Source organism: Microcoleus sp. B3-A4 (assembly GCF_036705385.1).
In the GTDB taxonomy this organism is placed as follows: Bacteria; Cyanobacteriota; Cyanobacteriia; order Cyanobacteriales; family Microcoleaceae; genus Microcoleus.
This window is the reverse complement of record NZ_JAUBUI010000006.1, coordinates 22,880-45,661: the sequence shown is the minus strand read 5'-3', so window position 1 is coordinate 45,661 and position 22,782 is coordinate 22,880. Positions and strand designations below refer to the sequence as shown.

The window sequence follows — 22,782 nt, the reverse complement described above, 5'->3', positions numbered from 1 at the left end:
ATTGTATGACGCACCCTACAAGTTTCAGTTTACCTGCTTCGACAAAATTAAATTAAGCACGTTCAATTCGTTGGAACTTAAAAGATATTTATCTGTAAAAATCTTTTCTCTACTTTGCTCTAAGCTGTAGCTTCTAAACACAATAAACGGGAAGTCTTGATACTTGTGTCCGATCGGCATTACACTATCTACAGGGTAGAGCGATCGCACATAAGCCGACAAAATATCCCGAAACCGCCTATCTTCCGGTTCTTCCAGCTTACTGTCAGCAAAATACTCCTGCATTTCCTCCCCGCTAACGAAGGCAAACAGCGGTATGGCATAATAGCGATCGAACTGCTGACTCTGCTCTTCAAAATACTGAGTTTTCTCCACATCGCTGTTGAGAAATTGCAATAACTCGATCGCACCTCCTCTTATAGCCGATCGTACATTCTCCGGGTACGACTCGCTATCCCTGATTCGATACATTTTTTCCAGCAACTGATTATCTACACACTTCTGAATTTGTTCGCGTAGCCGCATCTGGTATTTTTCCAGCAAATTTTGCTTAGCTAGAGGCACTACCAACAAACTACCACAAATATGACCACTCTCTAAATTATCATAACTCAGCAAACCATCTAACGGATTGCACTTCTCCAAAAACTTCTTGTTAAAATCATCCCGCATTTCCAGGTAGGAATTGCCCTTGTAACGAGAGTTATCAGAATTTGTCAAAACAAACTCCCCACGACCCAAAAGCTCTTCTAAACTCGTATAAACCTCCTTTAGCAGCCTATTTCCTCGGATGCTTTCGCTCTTCAGCGTTTTAATTAGAGAAGACATCTTGTTACTAAAAGTATCCCCCACCGCAGAAACCGACTTACCACCAATCGGAATCATCAAAAACTTTTCCCTACCTAAATTCCCGTAGCCGACAATTCGCGTCATCACCGCAGTCTTCAGAATTAGCAATAAATTCAACAAACTCAACTTGCTTTCTGGTAAAGAAAGTTCCGCATCATCAGCGTAATAAACTGCGGTATCAGATAGGTAAAAAACCAACTCCTTGTCTTCACCGTCAAGGGTTTTACCTGACTCATCTTCCCCGCGCCCCCGATAAATCACCTGTATCACTTCCATCAGATTTTTCTCAATCTGGAAGCGCGGAATATCGACTAAAATATGCTTACTTTTCGGGAAAGATAACCCGCGACTTCCCGATGCAGTCATAAAGATTACCTTAGCTGTATATTTGCACTCTTGTATTTTTGCTTTCTCCTCTTCCGAGATATTCGCATGAATTTCTAGATAATCTTCAAACTGATTAAATTCTCGTTCTTTTTGAATTTTCTCAATCAATTCTGCCAATCTTCGCTTATTTTGAATATAGACTATAATTTGTTCGACACCAGCTTTGACCAATCGCTGATTGATATCCTGAATTATTTCAGACTGTACCCGTTTTACTAAATCATTATCCTCCTTTAAAGACGCATCTTCATTGTATTTAACAGTTTCTACAAATACCTTGTAAGTTATCTCTAAACTGCGGGCGGGGTAGGAATTGGCATTGATTATCGTTGCAGGTAGCCGTTTAAATTCAAAAGGAGTGACTTGTAAAGGTTCAATGACATCCGAATTTTTAGATAATTTTTTGAAATAGATTTTATCTGGTTCAGGCGATGTATTTTCCAGGTGTTGTTTAATCACATCCGAGTCAACAATCGAAGCATCTGCTACAATAATTTTAGTATTAAAGCCGTGCTGTGGCTTGTGCAATTCATGATTTTTAACCATGTTGGCAATTCCGGCTAAAAACTGAACACCACCGTCATCTCCTGTAATTTCATCTATCATAATGAAGATATGTTTGATGCGGCTGGATATTTCTTGCATCTTGGTGGAGATGACTTGTTTATTTCGTTTGTTATAAGTATCTTGAAATATCTGTTCTAAATAATCAAGGGTACTTTGTCGATTTTCTTTCATTCTCAAAGATTGGATGGAAACCGTAGCTACAATATTATTAGAAGTTTTACAGTTAATCAGGCTATAAATTCCATTACAAATGCTATTTAGCACTCCCATAGTTTTGAGGCTAGCTGGTTCAATTACGGTTTCATTTTTTCTGGCGATTTGTCGCTGGTGGTATTCTTTTACCTGATTCTCTGGATTGTATTTGAGAAAATTAACCGTTTTTTGGGCAAAGTTTTCGCTACGGCTATTCGAGGCGTACTTGACTGTACGTCGGCCAGCATTACTTGCAATAATGTCTGAGTTTGTGTTAATACAGAATAACCGATTATCGCACAGCAAACGAGTATTTTTATCTGTGAATTTTTCGATAATATCCAAGTTTACTTGCTTGCGGGGACTGACGTATAAGAATAAGAAACCATCGTCGATATGGCTTTTCAGGAAATTTGCGATCGCAGTTGTTTTACCAATTCCCGGATTCCCCGTCAAAAAGATATAAGTTTCATCAGATTGAAGCGCTTTCACAATCAATTCAGCGTGAGCATTCCTCAAATGCAAACCGCGAGCAATTTGCAATTCATCTGCCAGTTTATCTGATATAATATCGATTGAATTAACAAAATTGTCGATTTTCTCTGTATGACATACAGGTTCAGTGGCATTTTTCCCAATTCCTAACAGAGAATCGACAAATTTTCTGCCTTCTTTGAAACTGCGAGCCGCGTTTAGTTGAATAACCTCCAAAACTTCGCTGCGAGCATCGCTAATCTCTTTACCTTTCGCTTCATTCTGGTAAATTTCAGCACAAGTTGCTAACAGCTTAAGTTTGTCCTTGCGTAGGGAAATTGTGCTAATATTGCGATCGCCATAACCAACCACATTAAACAAAACCTCCGCATCTTGTCCAAGGATACCTGTTTGCTGCAGAAATCCATAAAAGCTGTGAGCATAGCTACCAGCCTGAATTAACTTAGTGCTTTCCTTATCCTTATACTTAAAAGCTGTAAAAAATCGTTTTAAATCCTCTGAGAAATCCACACCTAAAGTGCTGGTATCCATCCGCAGATTAGAAAACACACTTTTCGATCGCAAATAGCTAATTTCTCTCATCAAATATTTCCGAATCACCTCTATTTCATTGATATCCTCCGGTTTTGGAGCTAGCGTCGGAGAAAACACAGACAAATCAACGCAGAGAATTCTAAAATCATTTCCCTGCTGTAACAGCATCAGCGTATCAGCCTGCAAAAACTCGCCTTTGCTCTTGTAACGGCGGATGTAGGAGTTAATCTCATCGGACAAACTAATTCTGGCAGTTGTCAACTGAGATAATAGCTCTTTAAACGCTTCTTTATCACCCTTGTTATAGGTTCTGATACTGTTAGCATCACTAAAACTGCACTGACAATACACAATTTCCAACCGCTGCAAATTCCAGCCAGTAGATTTGACGTACTCCCGGAAAAAATTTAACCCACCCAAAAAGCCTTTTTGGACAAAGAACAAACTCCATTTCTCAACTATTTCAGCATCTAAACTAGCCAGCAGATTGGCTTCCCTGACGATTTCCGCCGTCATCTTTGGCAAACTGAGCTTATGCAAATCCAGACGGTAGGAATCACCAAAATTGTGAGCTAGCTTTTCCTTTTTAATATATGCCAGAATCCCGATATTGAATCCAACCTCAAACAGCCGTCCAAAATCTTCACTTATCATTATTTTGTACCTCCCTTTGTTACGCTCAATACTTCTCTTACCTTATTCAAAAAAGCCAGCGAGTTAAACTCTGCACTCCCGCCCGCATGAGGAAAAATAGATAAAGCACCAACCGAATTATCTCCAATAATCCGCTCGTAAGGGTCAAGTTTTAAACTAATATTGTGGCAAGCTTCATACCTAGAAAAGTGGAAAATTGTTAGATAATGCAGCAAAGTATCTTTAATTTCACCATCATATATCAAACCTTGGTGAAGGTCTTGGTCATCCAGAATGCCGTCGTATATATGCAACAGTGTCGAGTAGGAAATCACGCCGTTGTAAAAGTTTTTTTCTCCCGGCTGCTTGACTTTAATCCCGTTAAACAAGTTAAAAAACATCACAGCTTGCTGATTACCTTTTGCAGACAAGCTTTCCAGTTCCATTGTATCTTGAATGTAAAAAGATTTTCCTTTATCACCTAGGAAACTGCGGACAAAGTATTTATCAAAAAACATCGGATAAATTTTGATATCTCGGCGTTCTCCCTTCAAAGTTCGGAGTAATTTTTTTGACATGAAAGACATTTCTTCATCTTCGTCAGTCTTGGTAATGTGCAGCGTACTCATGTAAGGTGCTTGGGAAATATATGCAAAATTTCGATATCCTTGCTGATAAAGCTGACTCATGACATCTTCAAGAATTACAGGTTCAGTATAAAGGCGGCTGACACTGTAATTCTCGGAAAAAGTTTTCAGCATTTCGACTTGAATTGTGGTGTCATCTAGGCGGTTAATTCCGACAACTTCTCCGATTAAGCTGGCTTGTCTTTGGAAGCGGTTTTGATTACCTCTTCTTGCATCGCTATCCCGACTGGAGACGACAATAATTGCTAACTTATCCAACTCTGGAGATAGCTGCACATTGTCGAAGCGAAACTTTTTAGGAAGGATAGAATACATGGAACTCAAACCGTTACGGACACGGAAACTATCTACTCTTTCTCTAATCCGAAATCCTTGAGAAGTTGAGCGGTGTTTTTCACTCAAAATGTGAGATAATGTTTTGGAAAGTTTAGCCATAAATTCTTCAGATGGCGAAGGGTGTTTAGGGTCGCCTTCGTGGAGCCTCGCCATCGGAATAAACAAGTTTTCTGCCTTATTTTCTAGTAGTATTCTCATACAGATATAAGACAGCAACAACATGGTAAACTTATAGACAAAAGCCGCCGCCGATTGTAACCCTTTATCGCCACTCTCTAGTCGTTTGTCGTCATATGGAAACAAGAATAATTTGGTATTAAAATGGTCTTTGTAGATATCTCTAGAACGATCGGCTTTAGGTGCTGAAAGTACAGGCAAAACATCGACACCTTCGATATTGTATTCCATGCTGAAAGTTTGACGTTCATCAGTAGGAAAATAGCGGACATCTTCGATGGTAATATTGACTGGTAGCTGGCAAATAGATTTTTCGTTGACAGTAGGTTGCTCGACGGCAATATAATGGAGTGTCTGCTTATAATTTCGATCCATAATATCATTAAAAAATTTCTTCGTCGTCAAAATATTCTCAATATCCTCTACCAGACCCATTTTGAGGTTTACGTGTCGCGTTTCAGTTCGGCTTGGCAAAATTGTTTGCTGTTTCAGAAAGTTTTTCAGCAATTCCTTGAGACGGTTTATTTTATGTTTAACATTAACTTCCTTAAACCGAGTCACAAAATTTCGGAAAAGTCTCTTTTTGATTTCGTCATTATCACGACTCAATACATCTTTGATTAGTTTCTCAAAACCAGGAAGAGGATTAAAGTCAAGTTCTAATTCAGGGTTGTAATTTTCCGTTTCTGGGTTGTGGGGAGATGCAAAGACAAAGTGATACAGCAATGCTATCTTTAACACCTTGCGGGCGAATGTTTCCGTAAGGGAATCTTCCGCAATTTCTGCTTGGTGTTCTTCACTGTCTGGATTTAGTAGATTCAGATAATATTCAAATACTTCCTTTCCACCGAGCGATTGAACTGGGTTATTAAATTTGACTTTGAGAGCAAAGATAAATTTACGTTCGCTTTGAGGGGTGTCGGTGCTTTCTCCCAAGTAACCTTCTACAATTGAAATAATTGGCAGTGCATCTAAAACTTCCGCTCTGGCAAAAATTTCTCTGTAATTAAATCGGAATCCGGCATAATTTACTTCATATTCGCCATCGGCTTTACTGCTGTCATTGATGAATTGTTCTATCAATCTTATGCGGCGAATCAAGTCTTGTAAATAGATGATACCTACAGTATCTGCGCTGCTAGCGCGGATGTGTTCTAAGAGATACTCTAAATAAGTAATTTTTGCTTCTTTATTAAGTTGTCCCAGGGTTTCCTTGTCTACCAGTCGGATTAATTTGTGAAAATCTGAGTCGGGATTTTTAACCATCTCATCAAGACAATGGTTAAGTTCTTGCCTATCGTCGCTATTCTCGGCATTTTCCCTAATGTAGTTTTCCAAACCGTCCTTTAGCTGCTGTTGAAAAATATCGGTGTTTCGCACAGCAATCGTCAACTTATGCAGTTTTAAAGTCGCGTGGCTGCCAGAATCCAGGCGTTGCAAAGTTAGCTTTTCTTTTTCTAAAGGAGTGTGGCGTTTGCCAAAATCGTATTTAAAACCTAACTCTTGACCGCTTCCCCGGAAAGAAGGTGAATTCAAAGGAGTGATTAAGCTAGCGACAAACTTTTCTATAGAATCATTTTGTGGCAACTTAGATTCTAAGTGTTGTCGCAAACACTCTTTAATCTGCCTGACTCGATCGCCAAAATTCTCCTCAACTTCCTGGGGAAAATTAACAGTAGCAGCATCTGCGAGGCGTTCAAAAGAACCCAATGGTTGCCGCACTTCTATTTTTGCAATATCAGCAGCAATGGCATCAATATCGACGATCAGACGGCGGCAGTCATCTGATACATTAAACGGATTGTTTGCCTGCAAAATTTCTAAAATTTTTTCCAGTAAATCGCCATAGTCTACTGGAACTAAATCGTTCTCATCCAATCTTAAGATGTTCACCCTGTTAACTCCTTCAAAAAGCTTGAATCCACTCTTTCACATCGTACTCAGTCCAAACCCCATTTACCCAATAAGGATCGGCTTCCACCAATTGTCGCACGGCTGCCTCATCCTCAGCTTCGTAAATTGCAAAAACTTTACTTAAGTCTTTGGTTGGCCCGATCGTACTTAACACACCCGATTCCTTCTGCTTAGCCAATCCTGCTAAATGAGCGTCTCGAAACGGAGCGCGTTTTTCGAGAACGTCTTCGCAGTAACTTCCCCACATCACATATTTGGTCACGGTTTTGAGCCTTAAATGAATTTGTTTAAAAGTTATTGTACAATAAGAGTAACAGGATTTAACGAAAATATTAAGAATAAGATTAATGAACCGCAGAGGGCGCAGAGGGCGCAGAGGAAGAGGGGAAAGAGAGATGATTGTTAGATAGGAGAAGATGGCTATGACTTTATTAAACCTTCGTTTGTTGACGGTTCAAGAGTATCACCGCATGGCAGAAATTGGTATTTTTGAGGAAGACGAACGAGTAGAATTATTGGCAGGACAGATAGTAAAGATGGCCGCAAAAGGAACAGCACACAGTGCAGCAGTGACACGGACAGATAAGTTACTGAATAACCTTTTGGGACAGCGGATATTGGTGCGGCTGCAAGATCCAGTTCGGCTCAATGATTACTCAGAACCTGAACCTGATATTGCTGTAGTTGTACCAGATCCACTTTACTATGAAGACTATCACCCAACTCCTTCTGAAGTTTATCTAATTATTGAAGTTGCTGATACCACGCTGAGAACAGATTGCGGGATTAAAGCGACTATTTATGCTCAGTCCGGAATTGCTGATTATTGGGTTTTGGATGTTAATAATCGGCAACTTCACGTTTTTCGAGAACCGAATCAAGATGGTTATCAAAGTATAGTAGTTCTTGGAGATGATGCGAGTATTTCTCCTTTGCAATTTCCTGATGTTTCGTTGATGGTTCGGGATATGTTGCGGCCGTTGGTGTCAATTTAACGCTGTTTTCCTGAGTCCGCCCGGGAATGAATTCCCTGGCGGCCTCCATTGGTGGCTGACGGCTAATTTTAGCTTCTCAAACTAACGCCGAATTTCTCAACTAAAACATCGCGGACTTTTTGTTGTGCCGGTTCGACATCAGTTTCGCTCAAAGTTCGATCGCCCGCGCGGTAAATTAACCGAAAAGCCAAACTCCGCTGTCCCGCCGGCACGTTGTCGCCCCGATATTCGTCGAACAGTTCCACGGAATCCAGTAAACTACCGGCCGCCTTTTTCATCGCACTCTGCATCTCCACAACTGGAACTTCAACTGGTGCGAAAAACGCAATGTCTCTGTCTGAAGCGGGGAAACTCGAATAACCTGCAAACTTGCGAGTCGAAATGCTCGATCGCCCTAATTCAGTTAACAGCACCGCTAAATCTAATTGAAACACGTAAACCTGCTCCGGCAAACCCTTTTCCTGCTGCAATTGCGGGTGCAACTGTCCGAAAACTCCTAAATGTTTCCCGTTTAACGATAAGGCAGCCGTGCGGCCAGGATGCAAGCGTGTATTAGAGGAATCCCTTTGATATTCCACCGACAAACCCAACTCCTGAAACACGCTTTCCAAAACCCCCTTGGCCTCAAACCAAGTCAAAGGTCGATCGCGCCCGGACTGCTGCCATTTCCACACAGTCGGATCGCCACCGATAATCCCCCCAACTGCATCGGCTTCCTTCTTTGCATCCCCATCTTTCCAGAAAATGCGGCCGACTTCAAAACCGTTTAGTGCGCCATTTCCCTGTTCCAAATTGTACTGAAAAGCATCAATCAAACCCGACAGCATTTCTGTCCGCAAAGCCGAATACTCCACAAACAGCGGATTCGCCAGCACAACCTGATTGTCTCCCTCTGTTTTCACCAAAGAATAGTGCATCAACTCCGTCAACCCTGCCGCCCGAAAAGCCGATCGCACATTCCTAATTGCCGCATATTCCGGTGACAAATAACCGGGTTCCGTTTTGCTGGGCAAAGTATCGCAGAAATTGTCATAACCGTGCAGTCTGGCAACTTCTTCAATTAAATCGATTTCCCTTTCTAAATCGCGATAGCGGTAAGGCGGCACCGTCACATTCCAAACCCGCTCTTTTTCCGTCTGAACAACTTCGCATCCCAAAGCTGTGAGAATATTTTTTACCTCTTCCGGTTCCAGATATTTAGAACCGCCGGTTTGTCCTCTTTTCAACTGTCCCAAAACCAGATTTACTCGGTCTAAACGCAATTCGAGCGATCGCGAAAAACTCAAATCATCGCCGGAACTCGCCGTTTTCTGTACCGTCGCAGTGCCTCCAGCCAACTCCAAAATTAGAGCTACAGCGCGGTTGCAAGCCGTCGCCAAGGCGGCCTGATTCACCCCCCGTTCGTAGCGGATAGATGCCTCGCTACGCAGGCCTTGAGCGCGCGCAGAACGGCGAATCGTTGCCTGGTCAAAAATCGCCGCTTCCAAGACTAAATTTTGCGTTCCTTCGTGAACTTCCGTGTCTTCGCCACCCATTACCCCAGCTAAAGCCACAGGTTTGTCGCTAGCAGTAATTAACAGATTTTGAGCTTGCAAATTGCGGTTTTGTCCGTCCAAAGTTGTGAAGGATTCGCCTGTTTTGGCAAAGCGGACGCCGATGCTGATATCTTGAGTCCCCGTGAAAGATTGCAGGCGATCGCGATCGAAAGCGTGCAGCGGTTGTCCCCATTCCAATAAAATGTAATTAGTTACGTCCACCACATTATTAATCGGCCGCACTCCCGCCGCCTGCAACCGCTGCTGCAACCAAGCTGGAGAAGCAGCAATTTTCACACCTTCAATTGCCGTGCCGATGTAAATCGGGCATCCTTGCGGTTCCGATATTTCTACTGCCAAACCAGGACTTTCTTTGCCCTCAATCGCCACACCATTCGCTTCGGGAATTCTCAAACTGGCCCCAGTCAGCGCCGCCACTTCCCGCGCCACGCCCACCATGCTCAAAGCGTCAGCACGGTTGGCAGTTGCGGTCAAATCTAAAATCACGTCATCTAAACCCAAAAGCGGCCGAATATCGCTGCCCAATTCGGGATTTTCTAACTCAAAAATGTGAATCCCGGCTGATTCTTTCGCCAGTCCCAATTCCGCCAGAGAGCAAATCATTCCTTCGGAAGGAACGCCCCGCAATTTAGCCGGTTTAATCTTTAAATCAATAGTCGATAAAAAAGTGCCGACCACAGCGATAGGCACATAAATGTCTGCCCTAGCGTTCGGTGCGCCGCAAACAATATTCAAAGCTTCTGAGGAGCCCACATCCACTTGACACACTCTCAATTTGTCTGCATTCGGATGCTGTTCGCAGGCAATGATTTTGCCCAAAACTACGCCGCTTGCCCAGGGGCGGCGGTCTTCAATTTCTTCCACTTCAAACCCAGCCATTGTCAGGGTTTCGGCTAATTCTTCCGGGGATATCACCACATCCACCAGTTCCCGGAGCCACTTTAGAGATATACGCATAATTTAGTCAGTAGTTAGTTGTCAGTGCTCGGTAGTTATTAGTCATTAGTCGGCGCCGACAGGCTACGACTTTTGAGTCCCAGAATTTATTCGGGAAAGCTTTTAATAGCATAGTAATTCAATTTTGTCAATACTATTATGGTACACATCAGCAAAAAGGAGGAATATGCCCAAAGGTCGATGTCTACTGCCGGATGAGTAGCATTCTCCTTCAGAGAATGAGGTATGCTAGAGACATCTAAAAACGTAAAAAGCATCTAAGTTTAGAAAGACTTTACACAAAAAAGGACAACTTTAGCAAGTCTTTAAACTATCTTCAAGGATAATCAACCGAAAAAACTCAGACCAGCGAGATAATCAAAATAGGGAAAAGATATCGGCATAAAAGACTTAGGTGCAATTCCAATTCGCCATCGAAGGCACGGCCAGCCGACAACTGATAGATTAGTATTTCTACCAGAAGCAGGAACAGGCAATTTGTGCAGTCGAGCGACGCTGACAAGATCAGAACAACATAGGCAAACTCAATCAATATGAGCTACTGCGTAAATCCGGGCTGTCCCCATCCTCAAAACCCTGCTGACTCTATTCTCCAGTGTCAGACGTGCGGTGCGCGGTTATTGCTGCGCGCTCGCTACCGAGTCATTGAACCGTTAGGCCAAGGAGGTTTTGGAGCTACATTTCTGGCAAAAGACATCTCATTGCCCGGTCAACCGAGTTGTGTAGTCAAGCAACTGCGACCCAGTAGTTCGTCGCCGCGAGTTTTAGAAATGGCGCGGGAATTATTCAAGCGAGAGGCAAAAACCCTCGGCCAACTGGGCGACCACCCGCAAGTACCTAGGCTGCTAGACTATTTTGAAACGGAACAGCAATTTTACTTAGTTCAAGAGTATGTTAAAGGCTCGACTTTGAAACAAGAAGTCAAGCACTCAGGCCGTTTCAACGAATCGGACGTTAAAAATTTTCTATTAGAAATCCTGCCAGTAGTGCAATATATCCACAGCCAAGGAGTAATTCACCGAGACATCAAACCCGCAAATATTATTCGCCGAGTTCAAGACGGCCACTTAGTTCTGATTGACTTCGGAGCGGTAAAAGACCAAGTTAGCCAAACAATATTATTAGACCCCGCCGACCAAAGCGCCAACACGAAATTTTCAGTCGGCACATTTAGTTTTGCCCCCCCGGAACAAATGGCGCTGCGACCGATATTTGCCAGCGACATCTACGCGGTGGGCATGACTTGCTTGTACTTGCTCACAGGAAAGTCGCCCAAGGATTTAGATTTTGATGGAGTAACCGGCGAAATTGTTTGGCAGCCCCACGTTCAGGTGAGCGCATATTTTGCGCGGATTCTCGAAAAAATGCTCAAGCCGATGGTTGGCCACCGCTTCCAATCGGCAGCAGATGTCCTCAGAGCTCTCTCCGGCGAATTTGAAGACCCAAGTCTTATGGATGGCTTGGCAACTCAATTCAACGGCTCTTCTCGTACTGTTGAAGAACCGACAATATTTAATGACGAGGGTTCTTCGTGGTCACCGCCGAGGAGCAAAATCAATGAAGATGTACGATCGAACCAAAGCCGCATTGGTAGAACTTCCTTCACCCAATCCGGGAACACGGGGATGCAGCCGAGAGTTTCCCGAACTCTGGCTGAGTCCGGCAGAACTTTGGGAACCGTTGGACCTTCTAGTGGCAATTTAGCAGCGTCAAAGATATCGAAAGTTGCTCCTAAGTGGGACACCAACAGCGTGCGAGCGGCATATTTTAAAGGCAAGCGCGATTTTGCTGACTGCGAACTGTCTGGCCTGCAATTGCAAAAAGCGCAGTTAGCGGGAAGTAATTTTTATCAGGCTAGGTTGGTGAAGGCAAATTTGCAAGCAGCGGATTTGTCGGGGGCAAATTTGGGTCACGCGAGGTTAATTCAGGCGAATTTGCGAGATGCTAACTTGACTGAGGCTTATTGCAGCACTGCCAATTTTGAAGGCGCGGATTTCCGAGGTGCTGACTTGACGGGGGCTTATTTGACTAAGGCGAATTTGCGGGGAGCAAATTTGTGCGGGGCGAATCTTACCAACGCTACAGTTTCTGAGGAACAACTGGCAATGGCAAAGACCAATTGGCTTACTGTTAAGCCGGATGGCAAACGGAGTTTTGGATTTTAAGCAGTCAGTTGTCAGTTGTCAGTTGTCAGTTGTCAACAGTTAACAGTCAACAGTCAACAGTCAACTCCCCCAGTCAGGTGAGTCGTCAGGAGGAAGTTCGATCGCCCCAATGCCGCCTAAATTAAAAACTAGGAATGGAGGATTCGATCGCACTAAACATGAAACTGCTCAACCCCCGCACTCGAATGCTTCTGTACACCGGCATCCTGGCCCTGGCCTACTTTGTTACCGGAAAACTCGCAGTGTCGATGCTGGGACTTGTGAAAGCCGAACCCTCCCCCGTGTGGCCGCCCGCCGGTATTGCTCTAGCGGCACTGCTACTGCAAGGACGACGGATGTGGCCGGGAATTGTCCTCGGTTCGGTGCTGTTGAACTCTACCGGCGGTATACCGTCGGCTGTCATTGTCACATCGGCCTTTAGCGTTACCCTGCAAGCGCTGGCTGGAGAGGCTTTGCTGAGGGAGAGCGGATTTTCTACCAAACTCGATCGATTGCGAGATGTTCTGGCTTTAGTAGCGGGCGCTGTCATCGGGTCTACTTTGGTCGGCTCTATCCTCGGCAACTTGGGAACGTGCATTTTTGGTTTGGCTCAGTGGAGCAATTTCTCTCGCAATTGGTGGACTACGTGGCTCGGAGACGGCATGGGAATTTTGCTCGTGACGCCAGTGCTGCTGACTTTGAACCACGCCGTTAATAGTTTTAAATTTACATTAAAAATCCCCATTATTTCAACTTTTATCGCAGTTTTTAAAAGACAGAATAATCAATTCTCTATTACTAATTACCAACTACCAACTACTAATCGCAGACACACATTGCCTGCAACTGAAAACCGTTACAATCTTATATTTTTAATTATTAACTATTCAGAAATAGCGCTCTGGCTGACTATATTGCTGAGCGTTAGCTGGCTGTTTTTTTGCTCAAAAACACAGGCGGCGATCGCTCAGTATCCGCTGGAATATCTGCCTTTTCCTCTGATAGTTTGGGCAGCCCTGCGGTTTCAACCGCCGGGAGCGATTTTTGCTTATTCGATCGTCTCTTGGATCGCGATTTGGGGAGCAGTACAGGGAGGCGGCCCGTTTTTGGCCAAAAGCGATAATCTCAAACAGGCGGTTTTATTTTTACAAGCTTTTACCGGTACGATCGCCCTTGTGGCTCTAATGTTGGCCGCCGCCGTAGCAGAACGCCAGCAAGCGCTGGTGGAGGTGCGCCGCACGGCTGCCATGCTGCGCGATCGCGAAGCTAGTTTAGCCAACGCTCAGCGCATCGCTCACTTGGGAAATTGGGATTTAAATTGCGCCGCCCTCACAGCAACTGACAACTGCGAAGAATCCGCAGAACATCATATATCCAATATCGAATTGCGGTGGTCAAACGAACTTTACCGCCTCTTGGGTTTTGCTCCTGGAACTGTCAAACCGACACCAGAAGTTTTTTTGCAGGCGGTACATCCAGAAGACCGAGAATTGGTGGCGCGATCGCAGCGCCAAGCTATGTTGGAGCGCAAAGCCTATTGCATTAACTACCGAATTGTGCTGGCAGATGGCTCCGAACGCACTGTCTGCGAACAATCGGCAATTGAGTCAGGGGCGATCGCCGCCACAGTCCAAGACGTTACCGAACGCCACCGCGCGGAAACCGCTTTGCGCGCGTCCTCCGATCGCGATCGCTTGCTCTCAGAAATCGCCCTGCGAATTCGCAACTCCCTCGACCTCGAAGAAATTCTCAACACTACTGTTGCCGAAGTCCGGCAATTTTTCAAGGCAGACCGCGCTTTCATCGGTATTGTGGACGCGGACGGGATAAATCTTCCTAGCCCGGTGTACGGTAAGGTTGTGGCCGAGTCTGTGGGAGGCCAATGCCGTTCTCTTTTGGGGTGGGTACTCGCTGACGAGAATCACCTCGAAAACCAGAAAACTTTTTATGCTAACAACCGCGTCCGAGCTATCTCCGATACTGCTAGCGTTCAACTGAGCGTTCCAATTGCCCAATTTTACAGCGACTATCAAATTCGCGCGACGTTAAATGTGCCGATCGTCCTGGGGGATGAATTGTTCGGGATCTTGGCCGTCAACCAGTGCTCGGGGCCCCGCCAGTGGCAGGAATTTGAAATTGATTTGTTGGAAAAACTCGCTACCCAAGTGGCGATCGCTCTCCAGCAAGCCCAACTTTTGCAGCAAGTAAAAGCTCTCAATGCCAACTTGGAATCTCAAGTGGAGGAACGCACCCGCCAACTACAGCAAAAAATGCACGAACTGCAAGAAAGCAACCGCCTCAAAGACCTATTTTTGCACGCAGTTTCTCACAATCTCCGCACTCCAGTTATGGGAATGTTAATACTGCTGAAAAATTTGCTCCACAAATCGGCCTCTGATTCTCTACAAGATGTTCCGGTTTCTCGATCGATTTTGGAGCGGATCGTTCAAGCCAGCGAACACCAGTTGACTATGGTTAATTCCCTGCTCGACGCTCACGCTAGCGAGGTCAAAGGTATTGTTATCAATACTTTACCGCTGCATTTGCCGTCTTTGGCTTCAGCCATTATTGCCGATTTAGAACCGATGCTGGCCAAAAATCAAGCAACTTTGACGTTTGATATTCCGGCGGATTTGCCACAAGTCAATGCCGATCGCCAACACTTGCAGCGCGTGCTAGAAAATCTGTTGACTAATGCTATTAAACACAATCCTCCGGGAGTCAATATAACTTTTAAAGCCGAGGTAATTGAAGTTGAAACAGCGCTAAGTTATGAAGAAAATTCACAGGCTTTAATATCGCCCAATAATCCGATCGCCCGCTGTATCGCTAACGGGATATCTGCTGCGGGCGATCGTCCTAGGAGGGGCGAGACCACCCAGAAAAATCAGGAAACCCTGGCCAAATTCAACCTCGACGGCAGTTGCAAAATGCCCCGCTATCAGGGTCAAATTGGCAATATCGGCAGCAAATTGCCCGGAGTTACCGTAAAAATGGTTCGCTGTACTGTAACAGATAATGGAGTGGGAATCAGCGCTAAACAGCGGGAATCTCTATTTGAACTTTACGTTCAAGACCCTAATAGCCGACAATTAACAGGGCTGGGTTTGGGATTGTACCTGTCCAAGCAAATTATCAAAGCTCACGGCGGCTTCATTGGCGTCGAAAGCACTCCCGGCGGTGGTTCGACTTTCTGGTTTTCGCTACCTGCTGTCAACTCGGACGATCGATCTTTGTCAATCTAAAATCTAAAATTTAAAATCTAAAATGGTATGAACTATTTGGGCAAAGCAAAATCAGTTCAGGCATTAACGGTTTACGAGGTGTGGCGCGATCGCTTCCTGCGAGATCGGCTGCGCCCTGCTGTCGGAATTGCAATCTTTTTTGCCTTCACAATAACGATCTATTTTCTGGGCGAAAGATTCTTCGCTCGCCAGGAGTTTAAAAGTGTTTATTTGTACACGAGTGCTGCTGTAGAATTGGGTTTGTTGACCTGTTTTGTGTTGCAAAAAACCTCCTTCGGACAGCGCTATCCCGGTTTGCTATTTTTGGGTTTTTCGTGGTCGCTGACGGTGGTTGTACAGCTTGGGCTAGCTGTCGCACAAGCCGGGGAATTACCAATTTTTACCTGGATTTTAGCGTTTCTGATCCAAGCTACGCTGATGCCCGTCCGCTGGCGCCTCCACCTGATTTCTCAACTCGGCGTTTTGTGTTGCCACGTCGGGATAAATTTGGTTTTAAATCTAAGTTTGGCTAAGTATACTCCTTTTAAGTTGACCGGGTTGTACTTATATTTGTTTTGGATTTGTTTGATTTGCGATTTGTCGGTTTATTGGTACGAATGTCTGCAACGGAAAGAGTTTAGTACCAGGCGCGAGTTGGAATCTGCTTACCAGCAGTTGGAAGAGGCGGAGGCGAAGTACCGCAGCATTTTTGAGAATGCGGGCGAGGGCATTTTTCAAAGCACTCCCGATGGCCGTTATATTACTGCAAATCCAGCTTTGGCGCGGATTTACGGCTGCGATTCCCCGGAAGAAGTGACGGTCAAGTTTACTGATATTGAGCGGCAGTTGTACGTCGATCCGGCTCGCAGAAATGAGTTTTTGCGATCGATCGAGGAAAGCGGCACAGTATCGGATTTTGAATCTAAAATTTACCGCTCAGACGGCAGTATTGTCTGGATTTCTGAGAAGGCGCGGGCGGTACGGGACAGCAGCGGCGCCGTGCTTTATTATGAGGGTTTAATTGAGGATATCACGCAGCGCAAACAGGCACAAGAATCGCTGCGGCTGTTTATCCACGCTCTTTCTCACGACTTGCGAAACCCGGTAGCGGGAATGTTAATGGTGCTGAAAAATTGGCAGACGAAAACTGGGGATTCGATCACAATTCCCCGTTCGGTTTTGGAGCGGATGATTCAAGGTAGCGAGCAGCAATTGCGGTTGATAAATTCGCTGTTGGAAGTTCACGCCGGGGAATTGCGTGGTTTGGTTTTGCACTGCGATGCCGTTGATTTGAGGGCGGTAGTTGAAGCTGCTGCGACCGATTTGGAGCCTTTAATGAATGAGGGTAAAGCTACTTTTAAAAATTTGGTGCCGGATGATTTGCCAGCCGTCAATGCTGACAAAACTCAGTTGTGGCGCGTGATCTCTAATTTAATTGCTAATGCTTTGAAACACAATCTGCCGGGACTAAATTTAACCGTTTCGGCTCAAGTAATCAAGGCGGGAAAATTAACTATAAATCAAATAACAGCAAAACAAGACATCGACAAATTACCGATTACCAATCCACAATCCCCCATTACCAATCCCCAATCCCCAATCCCCAATCCCGGAAGTAGGATGATTTACTGTACCGTGGAAGATGACGGGGTGGGAATATTGCCGGAACAGTGCGAACATCTTTTTGACCTTTACGTTAGGGGTGATCAATCCCGACACTCCGTCGGTTTGGGTTTGGGCCTATATCTTTGTCGGCAAATTATTGGTGCTCACGGCGGCCAAATTGGGGTAATTAGCACTCCCGGTGCTGGGGCAAGTTTTTGGTTTACTTTGCCGCTGGCTGAGAATTCCCGGTGATTTTTTTGTATTTTTAATTACATTTTATCTAGCAATCGTGCCAGATATTTAGAACGTTATTAATTGCTGAAACCCTTGCGAAATATGCTCTTCCTTCTGCCTGCGGCTATACTTTTGTTGTGCCGTTGCAGGTGCTTTTTGAGTGGTTCAAGCCAAATCAGTCGATCGGACTATTTCGATCGGACTATTGATATTAATTTAAAACCATGGTATACTTCCCAAAAGTTTTTAAAGGAAAAATAAATTTCCGATCTTCACATTTTCTTTAGAAACATCATTTAATCTAGAAAATCTCTAAAACTAGATAAAAAATATGCAATTTATGTTTGTCGAGCAAAGCTCAGAAAATACAGCTAAAGACGATGCAGCTAAGTACGACTCAGCTAAGTACGACTCAGCTAAGTACGACTCAGCTAAGTACGACTCCGCTAAATATAACGAGCGGTCGTTATCAACTTTAATTCGGACGCTGCGTCTTTCCCAAGGTTACTTTTCTTTCGTTTTAGTCAACTGCAACTCGCTGGCTTTGCGGCAGCAAATACTCGATCGACTGCAAGTAAATTGTCCCGTGAAACCGCGACAACTGTTTTTGCCCGAATCGGCGACAACTCTCTACAGGACAATCGCTACAGAAATAGACGGCGAACAGCCTCCAGCTTTAATGCTCCTCGGTTTGGAATCAGTGGAGGCGATCGATAGATTGCTCGTTTCTACCAACCTACTATGCAGCGAATTCAGCAAAGCATTTTCGTTTCCCCTCGTCTTTTGGGTGACTGATGATCTCCTGAGAAAAATCATTCGCACCGCCCCGGATTTATACAATCGGATGACGACAATTAGATTCATCAGTAATTAGTAATCAGCCCATCGATTTTAGATTTTAGATTTTTAACATTTAACAGTCAACATTTAACAGTCAACAATCATTAGTCAAGTGTTAAATTCCGCTTCCCAAATCAGGACTAATTCTCGCGCCGCCTCAGTTCCCTCAGCAGGAAAACTTGCCAAAAAGTCTTTATCAGCCCCCACGTCGTAAGGCCCTTCCTTAAACTCCAAAATCACAGTATCCTGTGTCAAAGCTACTAACGTGTGAATAGTTCCCTCTGGCAGTTCGACAGCGCGAGTCGGGCCGGCCGCGCTGACTCGCAAGGAGCGCAGGATTTGACCGTTTTCGTTCAAAATAAGAATACCGACTTCCCCTTGAATCACCGCAAAAAACTCAAAACCGTTAACTGCAGGCGGGCGCAGGTGTTGGTGAGGGCGGACGTAAGTGCCCGGTTGCAGCACGTTGACAAACCGCTGCACTTTTTCAGACAAATCATGGAAATTGTAGTTTTGTCGCTGGCGGGGACTGCGCCGGGAGGAAGCGGCAACTTCGTCTAGCAATTCTTGCGTCAGCAATTTGATCGGAGGGGACTGCACAACAGATATCCTGTATTTAATAGTTTTTGAACAAATGGGCTAGTCTGGGATCATCGTTATCAGCATCTCTTGACACATGGAAATCGCAACTCAGGTGCGTATCACTAAGGCAATGCGTTTGTCAAGTATATTTAGAAAAAGTATTAGCCCGATCGCCCTTTCGACTATTCTAGTCTGCGCCAGTAGCGTTTCTGCCTCTGAACCGAGGCCGGCACTGTTAATTCAGCAGGAATTGCCACAGCAGCAAGTTAAAGAAGAAATTCGCGATCGAGTTCAAGAAGAAGTTGACATTGCTTTCGGGCGCACGGCGGTACTGCTGAACGGGCTGATAATTGCCCTAACTTTGTTTCCGACAGCAGCCGGAGTCGGGGTTTGGTTTCTGTTGAGCAAATTGTCCAAGCAGACAACAATTGCCCGCCAAGAAATAGAAAGTCTCCATTACGATACAATCTCTCAATTAAAACTATTAATTTCGGACGCTGAAACTATCTTAGGCGAAATTCAACAGCAAAGTCACCCGGCAGAGGCAGAAACAGACTTGTTATTCCCCGATGCCCAAATTCAAGAATTTGCTCCGGTTAACTATGGCAATTACCAAAAGTTATTGACGGCGGGCGACTATGCTAAACAGGGAGATGCTTGTTTCTTTGAAAACCGTTATCAAGATGCGATCGCAGCTTACGATCAGGCCCTGCAAATTCAGCCGGATTTAGCCGATACTTGGAATAACCGAGGAGTAGTGCTCACAAGAATGCAGCGGTATCCAGAGGCGATCGCTTCTTACGAACAAGCTACTACAATTCGTCCGAATTATCCCGACGCTTGGAACAATCGAGGCGTGGTATTGTTGGAGTTGCAGAAGTACCAGGAGGCGATCGGCTGTTACGAACAAGCAATTCAAGCCAAACCCGATTATGCCGATGCTTGGAACAACCGAGGCGTTGCTTTTTCCAAAATGCAGGAGTACGAACAAGCAGTAATTTCTTACAATCAAGCCCTACAAATTAAAAATGATTATACTGACGCTTGGAACAATCGAGGCGTTGCACTCTCAAAATTGCAAAAATACGAAGCGGCGATCGCTTCCTACGACAATGCTGCTAAAATTCGGCCTGATTTTTACAGAATTTGGTACAACAAAGCCCGATGTTATGCCCTACAAGGTAAAATTGAATTAGCCATTGAAAATTTAAAGCGCGCCCTCAATCTCAATCCGAATGTGTGTAAAGAGTTGGCAAAAAGTGAAGCTGATTTGGAGAAGATTCGGGAACACGACGCATTCAAGCAGTTGATTAATTAATCCTTCAGAAATAATCGTCAACTATAGGATAACGAATAGGTCGTAAGATTAAATGAACCGCGAAGACGCTAAGGACGCGAAGGAAGAGAAAGAAGGGATGCCGTTTTTCCTTCGCGCTCTTTGCGTCTTCGCGGTTCGTTTTACAAATATTTCTGCAATAGCAAGCCCATTTTCTCCTTTGTTGCGGCCGGCACTTGGTCCAGCCGAGTCAGAATTGCATATTTTAAAGCTGAATGTGCATCAGATACTGGGGGATTTTCTGTTAGTCTACGGACTGTTTCTTGAATGACTTTTTGAGCATTCTCTGCATTGCGGTGCAAATTTGCTATTACCATTTCTACTGTTACGCTGTCGTGATCCTCATGCCAGCAGTCATAATCGGTGACTAATGCTAAAGTTGCGTAGGCAATTTCTGCTTCTCTGGCTAATTTTGCTTCCGGCAAATTTGTCATTCCGATGACTGTCGCCCCCCAACTGCGGTAAAGGTGGGATTCTGCTTTTGTGGAAAATGCGGGGCCTTCCATGCAGACGTAAGTGCCGCCCCGGTGCAGGGTAACGTCGGTGAGGTTCAAGGATTCGATCGCACTTGCCAATACTTTTGCCAATTCGCCGCAAACCGGATCGCCGAATGTGATGTGAGCAACAATTCCTTCTCCAAAAAAGGTAGAAACTCGATTTTTTGTACGATCGATAAACTGATCCGGCACTACCATATCTAAAGGTTTCGCCTCTGCTTTCAGGGAACCAACCGCCGACGCTGAGATTAAATACTCAACTCCCAAACTCTTCATTGCATAAATATTTGCCCGGTAAGGCACTTCTGAGGGCAAAAAAGTGTGGTTGCGGCCGTGTCTAGCCAGAAATGCTACCGGCGTACCGTCCAATGTTCCCACAATTGCGGCATCCGATGGCGCTCCAAAAGGTGTATCAATTTTCACCTCTTCAATATCTTTGAGGGCCTCCATTTTATACAAACCGCTGCCGCCGATTATTCCGATCTTTGCTTGTGCCATTTTTACTTTCTGCCTGAGTTTTACAAGAGTGATTCTATCGGGCCATCGTTAAGTTGGGGTAAAAATAATTGAAGATTTCGTGACAAAAGTCACCCTGTATACACCATATTGTCACTAAAAGTATGTGATATTAATCACAGTATAACTTCACAAAATCTTTAAAAATAAAAGTACATAGTTCTGTTATCTACTTTTAGCGTGTTAAGACCATGACAGTCAGCTCTGCTAACGTCCCCAAAATCTCGATCGAGGCGATCGTCCAGCGCATCTTTGCTTTTCGGCAAATTACTCCCCTTGACAGACGGCTGCTGAAGTCAGCAATGCTAGCCGAGAAAGGTCTTAACGAAAAAGACCACTCTCACATCAACCGAGTGTGTCAGGGCATCCGAAACGGATTGATTTTAGTTGTGGAATAACTTTGCTACACTATCTCTTGCTAGCTCAAGAAGCTATTTTAAAAGTTGTGTTTAAGTCTGTATCTCCGGGAACTCAGTTCGGGCGATGTTTTACTATTTTTCGGCGCGCGATGGATCAACATCACAAATAATATTATTTCCCTCTTATCCCTCAAAGTTCAACAGCCAAAAGCCTGTATAAGTCATGCCACTATCATCGGGCTGCACTAATAAAAAATGCAATCCTTGACTTAATTGCTTGCGCTGTTGGTAAATTTGGGCCGCAGCTTTCACCTCGCTATCTTCAAAAGTAGCCACAACCCACCTATCTACTAACCCAGCTTCCAATATCAATCCGTCTGGTTCTCCAGCAATATAATTCAAAGCGAAAGGTTTGGCGTCCTGAAGCCATCTAGCCAAGCGCATAGACTGGCGTCCACCGTCAATAACCACTCCCGGTACGGGTACTGTTGAGGCCAAGCCCAAATTCAGCGGTAACAGAAATTCTGGCATTTCCAAAATTGGCAGGGGACGCCCTTGGAAAGCCTCTTCAATGTCGCCGGCGGGTAGGGAAGCAAAACGCCAGCCATCGCCCCAGAGGTTTTCGGGTAAGGGTACGGGCGGCGGCGAGTCGAGGGCGATCGCACTGTAAGCTTCACCTGTATAGTTAGGCATACTCGAATATTCTTTTGCGCGTTGTTGCAGCAGCAATTTCAGAGCCGCAGTGCGCCGAGTTGCTTCTACCTTGACACCCAAAACTTTGCCCGCAGCTTCGATTAAGCCCAGAGACTGAGGTCTAAATACTTGAATCAAGTCTGGCAAATTTTGGGTTTGAGCTTGCTGCTGCAACTGCGAGGCTACCCAATTAGAATTTGCGGCCCCCTGGCGGCAAACAGCGCTAAATTGAAAACGGCCTTCAGAGTCGCAAATTAAGAGTTCCCAAAGTGGTTTGCCAGTTTCGTCTTGGAGAGGGCGGCGGTAAAAATCTGCTTGCCAAATACGCATAAATAATTAACAAATAAAATCTACAACTCGATAATTTTAATATAGCCGGGTGACAATCCGATACAATACCGAACTCTGAAAAAAAACTTCGAGCTATATATTCTCAGTTCATAGTTGAGTTGGATTTCAATATAGCAATCCTAAATCATTTGTGAATTTCTTACTCCCTCCCCTTACCAAGGG

General features: G+C 44.7%; 14 protein-coding genes. 7 read left to right on the top strand and 7 right to left on the bottom strand.

Annotated elements, in window-relative coordinates; all coding sequences use genetic code 11:
• Positions 1-24: 24 nt before the first annotated feature.
• Genes QUB33_RS04850 through QUB33_RS04840 form a run of 3 tightly spaced genes read right to left on the bottom strand, consistent with a single transcriptional unit; the run spans position 25 to position 6,993 of the window.
• Entirely contained in the window at positions 25-3,678 is a 3,654-nt protein-coding gene (locus tag QUB33_RS04850; RefSeq protein ID WP_333348012.1) for an ATP-binding protein, read from the bottom strand.
• Entirely contained in the window at positions 3,678-6,710 is a 3,033-nt protein-coding gene (locus QUB33_RS04845; RefSeq protein WP_333348008.1) for a hypothetical protein, read from the bottom strand. Before QUB33_RS04845 ends, QUB33_RS04850 begins: the two co-directional genes overlap by 1 nt.
• 13 nt (positions 6,711-6,723) lie before the next feature.
• On the bottom strand, positions 6,724-6,993 hold the full coding sequence (locus QUB33_RS04840; protein ID WP_333348005.1) for a YciI family protein: 270 nt from the start codon (positions 6,991-6,993) through the stop codon (positions 6,724-6,726).
• A 160-nt stretch (positions 6,994-7,153) separates the two neighbouring features.
• On the opposite strand from QUB33_RS04840, the gene QUB33_RS04835 reads away from it, so the two are divergent.
• The gene (locus QUB33_RS04835; RefSeq protein WP_333348001.1) at positions 7,154-7,726 is read left to right on the top strand and encodes a Uma2 family endonuclease; all 573 of its coding nucleotides are present in this window, start codon (positions 7,154-7,156) and stop codon (positions 7,724-7,726) included.
• A 68-nt stretch (positions 7,727-7,794) separates the two neighbouring features.
• Here the strand turns inward: QUB33_RS04835 and pheT are convergent, their stop codons facing one another.
• Entirely contained in the window at positions 7,795-10,239 is a 2,445-nt protein-coding gene (gene pheT / locus QUB33_RS04830; RefSeq protein WP_333347998.1) for a phenylalanine--tRNA ligase subunit beta, read from the bottom strand.
• A gap of 533 nt (positions 10,240-10,772) precedes the next feature.
• On the opposite strand from pheT, the gene QUB33_RS04825 reads away from it, so the two are divergent.
• The 4 genes from QUB33_RS04825 (at position 10,773) to QUB33_RS04810 (ending at position 18,320) form a co-directional block, all read left to right on the top strand.
• Positions 10,773-12,404: a serine/threonine-protein kinase gene (locus tag QUB33_RS04825; protein WP_333347995.1), complete on the top strand. Its 1,632-nt coding sequence runs from the start codon at positions 10,773-10,775 to the stop codon at positions 12,402-12,404.
• 134 nt (positions 12,405-12,538) lie between these two features.
• Positions 12,539-15,628 carry an MASE1 domain-containing protein gene (locus tag QUB33_RS04820; RefSeq protein ID WP_333347991.1) on the top strand — a complete coding sequence of 1,030 codons (3,090 nt, stop codon included), beginning with the start codon at positions 12,539-12,541 and terminating at the stop codon, positions 15,626-15,628.
• A gap of 27 nt (positions 15,629-15,655) precedes the next feature.
• On the top strand, positions 15,656-17,464 hold the full coding sequence (locus QUB33_RS04815) for a PAS domain-containing sensor histidine kinase (protein ID WP_333347987.1): 1,809 nt from the start codon (positions 15,656-15,658) through the stop codon (positions 17,462-17,464).
• Positions 17,465-17,777: 313 nt separating this feature from the next.
• Positions 17,778-18,320 (top strand): hypothetical protein, encoded by a 543-nt coding sequence (locus QUB33_RS04810; protein WP_333347984.1) that lies wholly within the window; start codon positions 17,778-17,780, stop codon positions 18,318-18,320.
• 74 nt (positions 18,321-18,394) lie between these two features.
• On the opposite strand, the gene QUB33_RS04805 is transcribed toward QUB33_RS04810, so the two are convergent.
• Complete coding sequence (locus QUB33_RS04805) at positions 18,395-18,886, bottom strand: WbuC family cupin fold metalloprotein (protein WP_333347981.1); 492 nt, start codon at positions 18,884-18,886, stop codon at positions 18,395-18,397.
• 76 nt (positions 18,887-18,962) lie between these two features.
• Between QUB33_RS04805 and QUB33_RS04800 the strand changes: the two genes are divergently transcribed.
• Positions 18,963-20,186, top strand: a complete 1,224-nt coding sequence (locus tag QUB33_RS04800) for a tetratricopeptide repeat protein (protein ID WP_333347977.1) — start codon at positions 18,963-18,965, stop codon at positions 20,184-20,186.
• A gap of 140 nt (positions 20,187-20,326) precedes the next feature.
• Here the strand turns inward: QUB33_RS04800 and QUB33_RS04795 are convergent, their stop codons facing one another.
• On the bottom strand, positions 20,327-21,199 hold the full coding sequence (locus QUB33_RS04795) for an S-methyl-5'-thioadenosine phosphorylase (protein ID WP_333347974.1): 873 nt from the start codon (positions 21,197-21,199) through the stop codon (positions 20,327-20,329).
• Positions 21,200-21,408: 209 nt separating this feature from the next.
• On the opposite strand from QUB33_RS04795, the gene QUB33_RS04790 reads away from it, so the two are divergent.
• Positions 21,409-21,615: a hypothetical protein gene (locus QUB33_RS04790; RefSeq protein WP_333347970.1), complete on the top strand. Its 207-nt coding sequence runs from the start codon at positions 21,409-21,411 to the stop codon at positions 21,613-21,615.
• A 144-nt stretch (positions 21,616-21,759) separates the two neighbouring features.
• Here QUB33_RS04790 and QUB33_RS04785 read toward each other — a convergent pair whose 3' ends face one another.
• Entirely contained in the window at positions 21,760-22,599 is an 840-nt protein-coding gene (locus tag QUB33_RS04785; protein ID WP_333347968.1) for a Tab2/Atab2 family RNA-binding protein, read from the bottom strand.
• Positions 22,600-22,782 lie beyond the last annotated feature (183 nt).

Coding starts and splice junctions, on each gene's coding strand:
- QUB33_RS04850 (WP_333348012.1), bottom strand. CDS start 3,678: ATGATAAGTGAAGATTTTGGACGGCTGTTTGAGGTTGGATTCAATATC.
- QUB33_RS04835 (WP_333348001.1), top strand. CDS start 7,154: ATGACTTTATTAAACCTTCGTTTGTTGACGGTTCAAGAGTATCACCGC.
- pheT (WP_333347998.1), bottom strand. CDS start 10,239: ATGCGTATATCTCTAAAGTGGCTCCGGGAACTGGTGGATGTGGTGATA.
- QUB33_RS04825 (WP_333347995.1), top strand. CDS start 10,773: ATGAGCTACTGCGTAAATCCGGGCTGTCCCCATCCTCAAAACCCTGCT.
- QUB33_RS04820 (WP_333347991.1), top strand. CDS start 12,539: ATGGAGGATTCGATCGCACTAAACATGAAACTGCTCAACCCCCGCACT.
- QUB33_RS04815 (WP_333347987.1), top strand. CDS start 15,656: ATGAACTATTTGGGCAAAGCAAAATCAGTTCAGGCATTAACGGTTTAC.
- QUB33_RS04810 (WP_333347984.1), top strand. CDS start 17,778: ATGCAATTTATGTTTGTCGAGCAAAGCTCAGAAAATACAGCTAAAGAC.
- QUB33_RS04800 (WP_333347977.1), top strand. CDS start 18,963: ATGGAAATCGCAACTCAGGTGCGTATCACTAAGGCAATGCGTTTGTCA.
- QUB33_RS04795 (WP_333347974.1), bottom strand. CDS start 21,199: ATGGCACAAGCAAAGATCGGAATAATCGGCGGCAGCGGTTTGTATAAA.
- QUB33_RS04790 (WP_333347970.1), top strand. CDS start 21,409: ATGACAGTCAGCTCTGCTAACGTCCCCAAAATCTCGATCGAGGCGATC.
- QUB33_RS04785 (WP_333347968.1), bottom strand. CDS start 22,599: ATGCGTATTTGGCAAGCAGATTTTTACCGCCGCCCTCTCCAAGACGAA.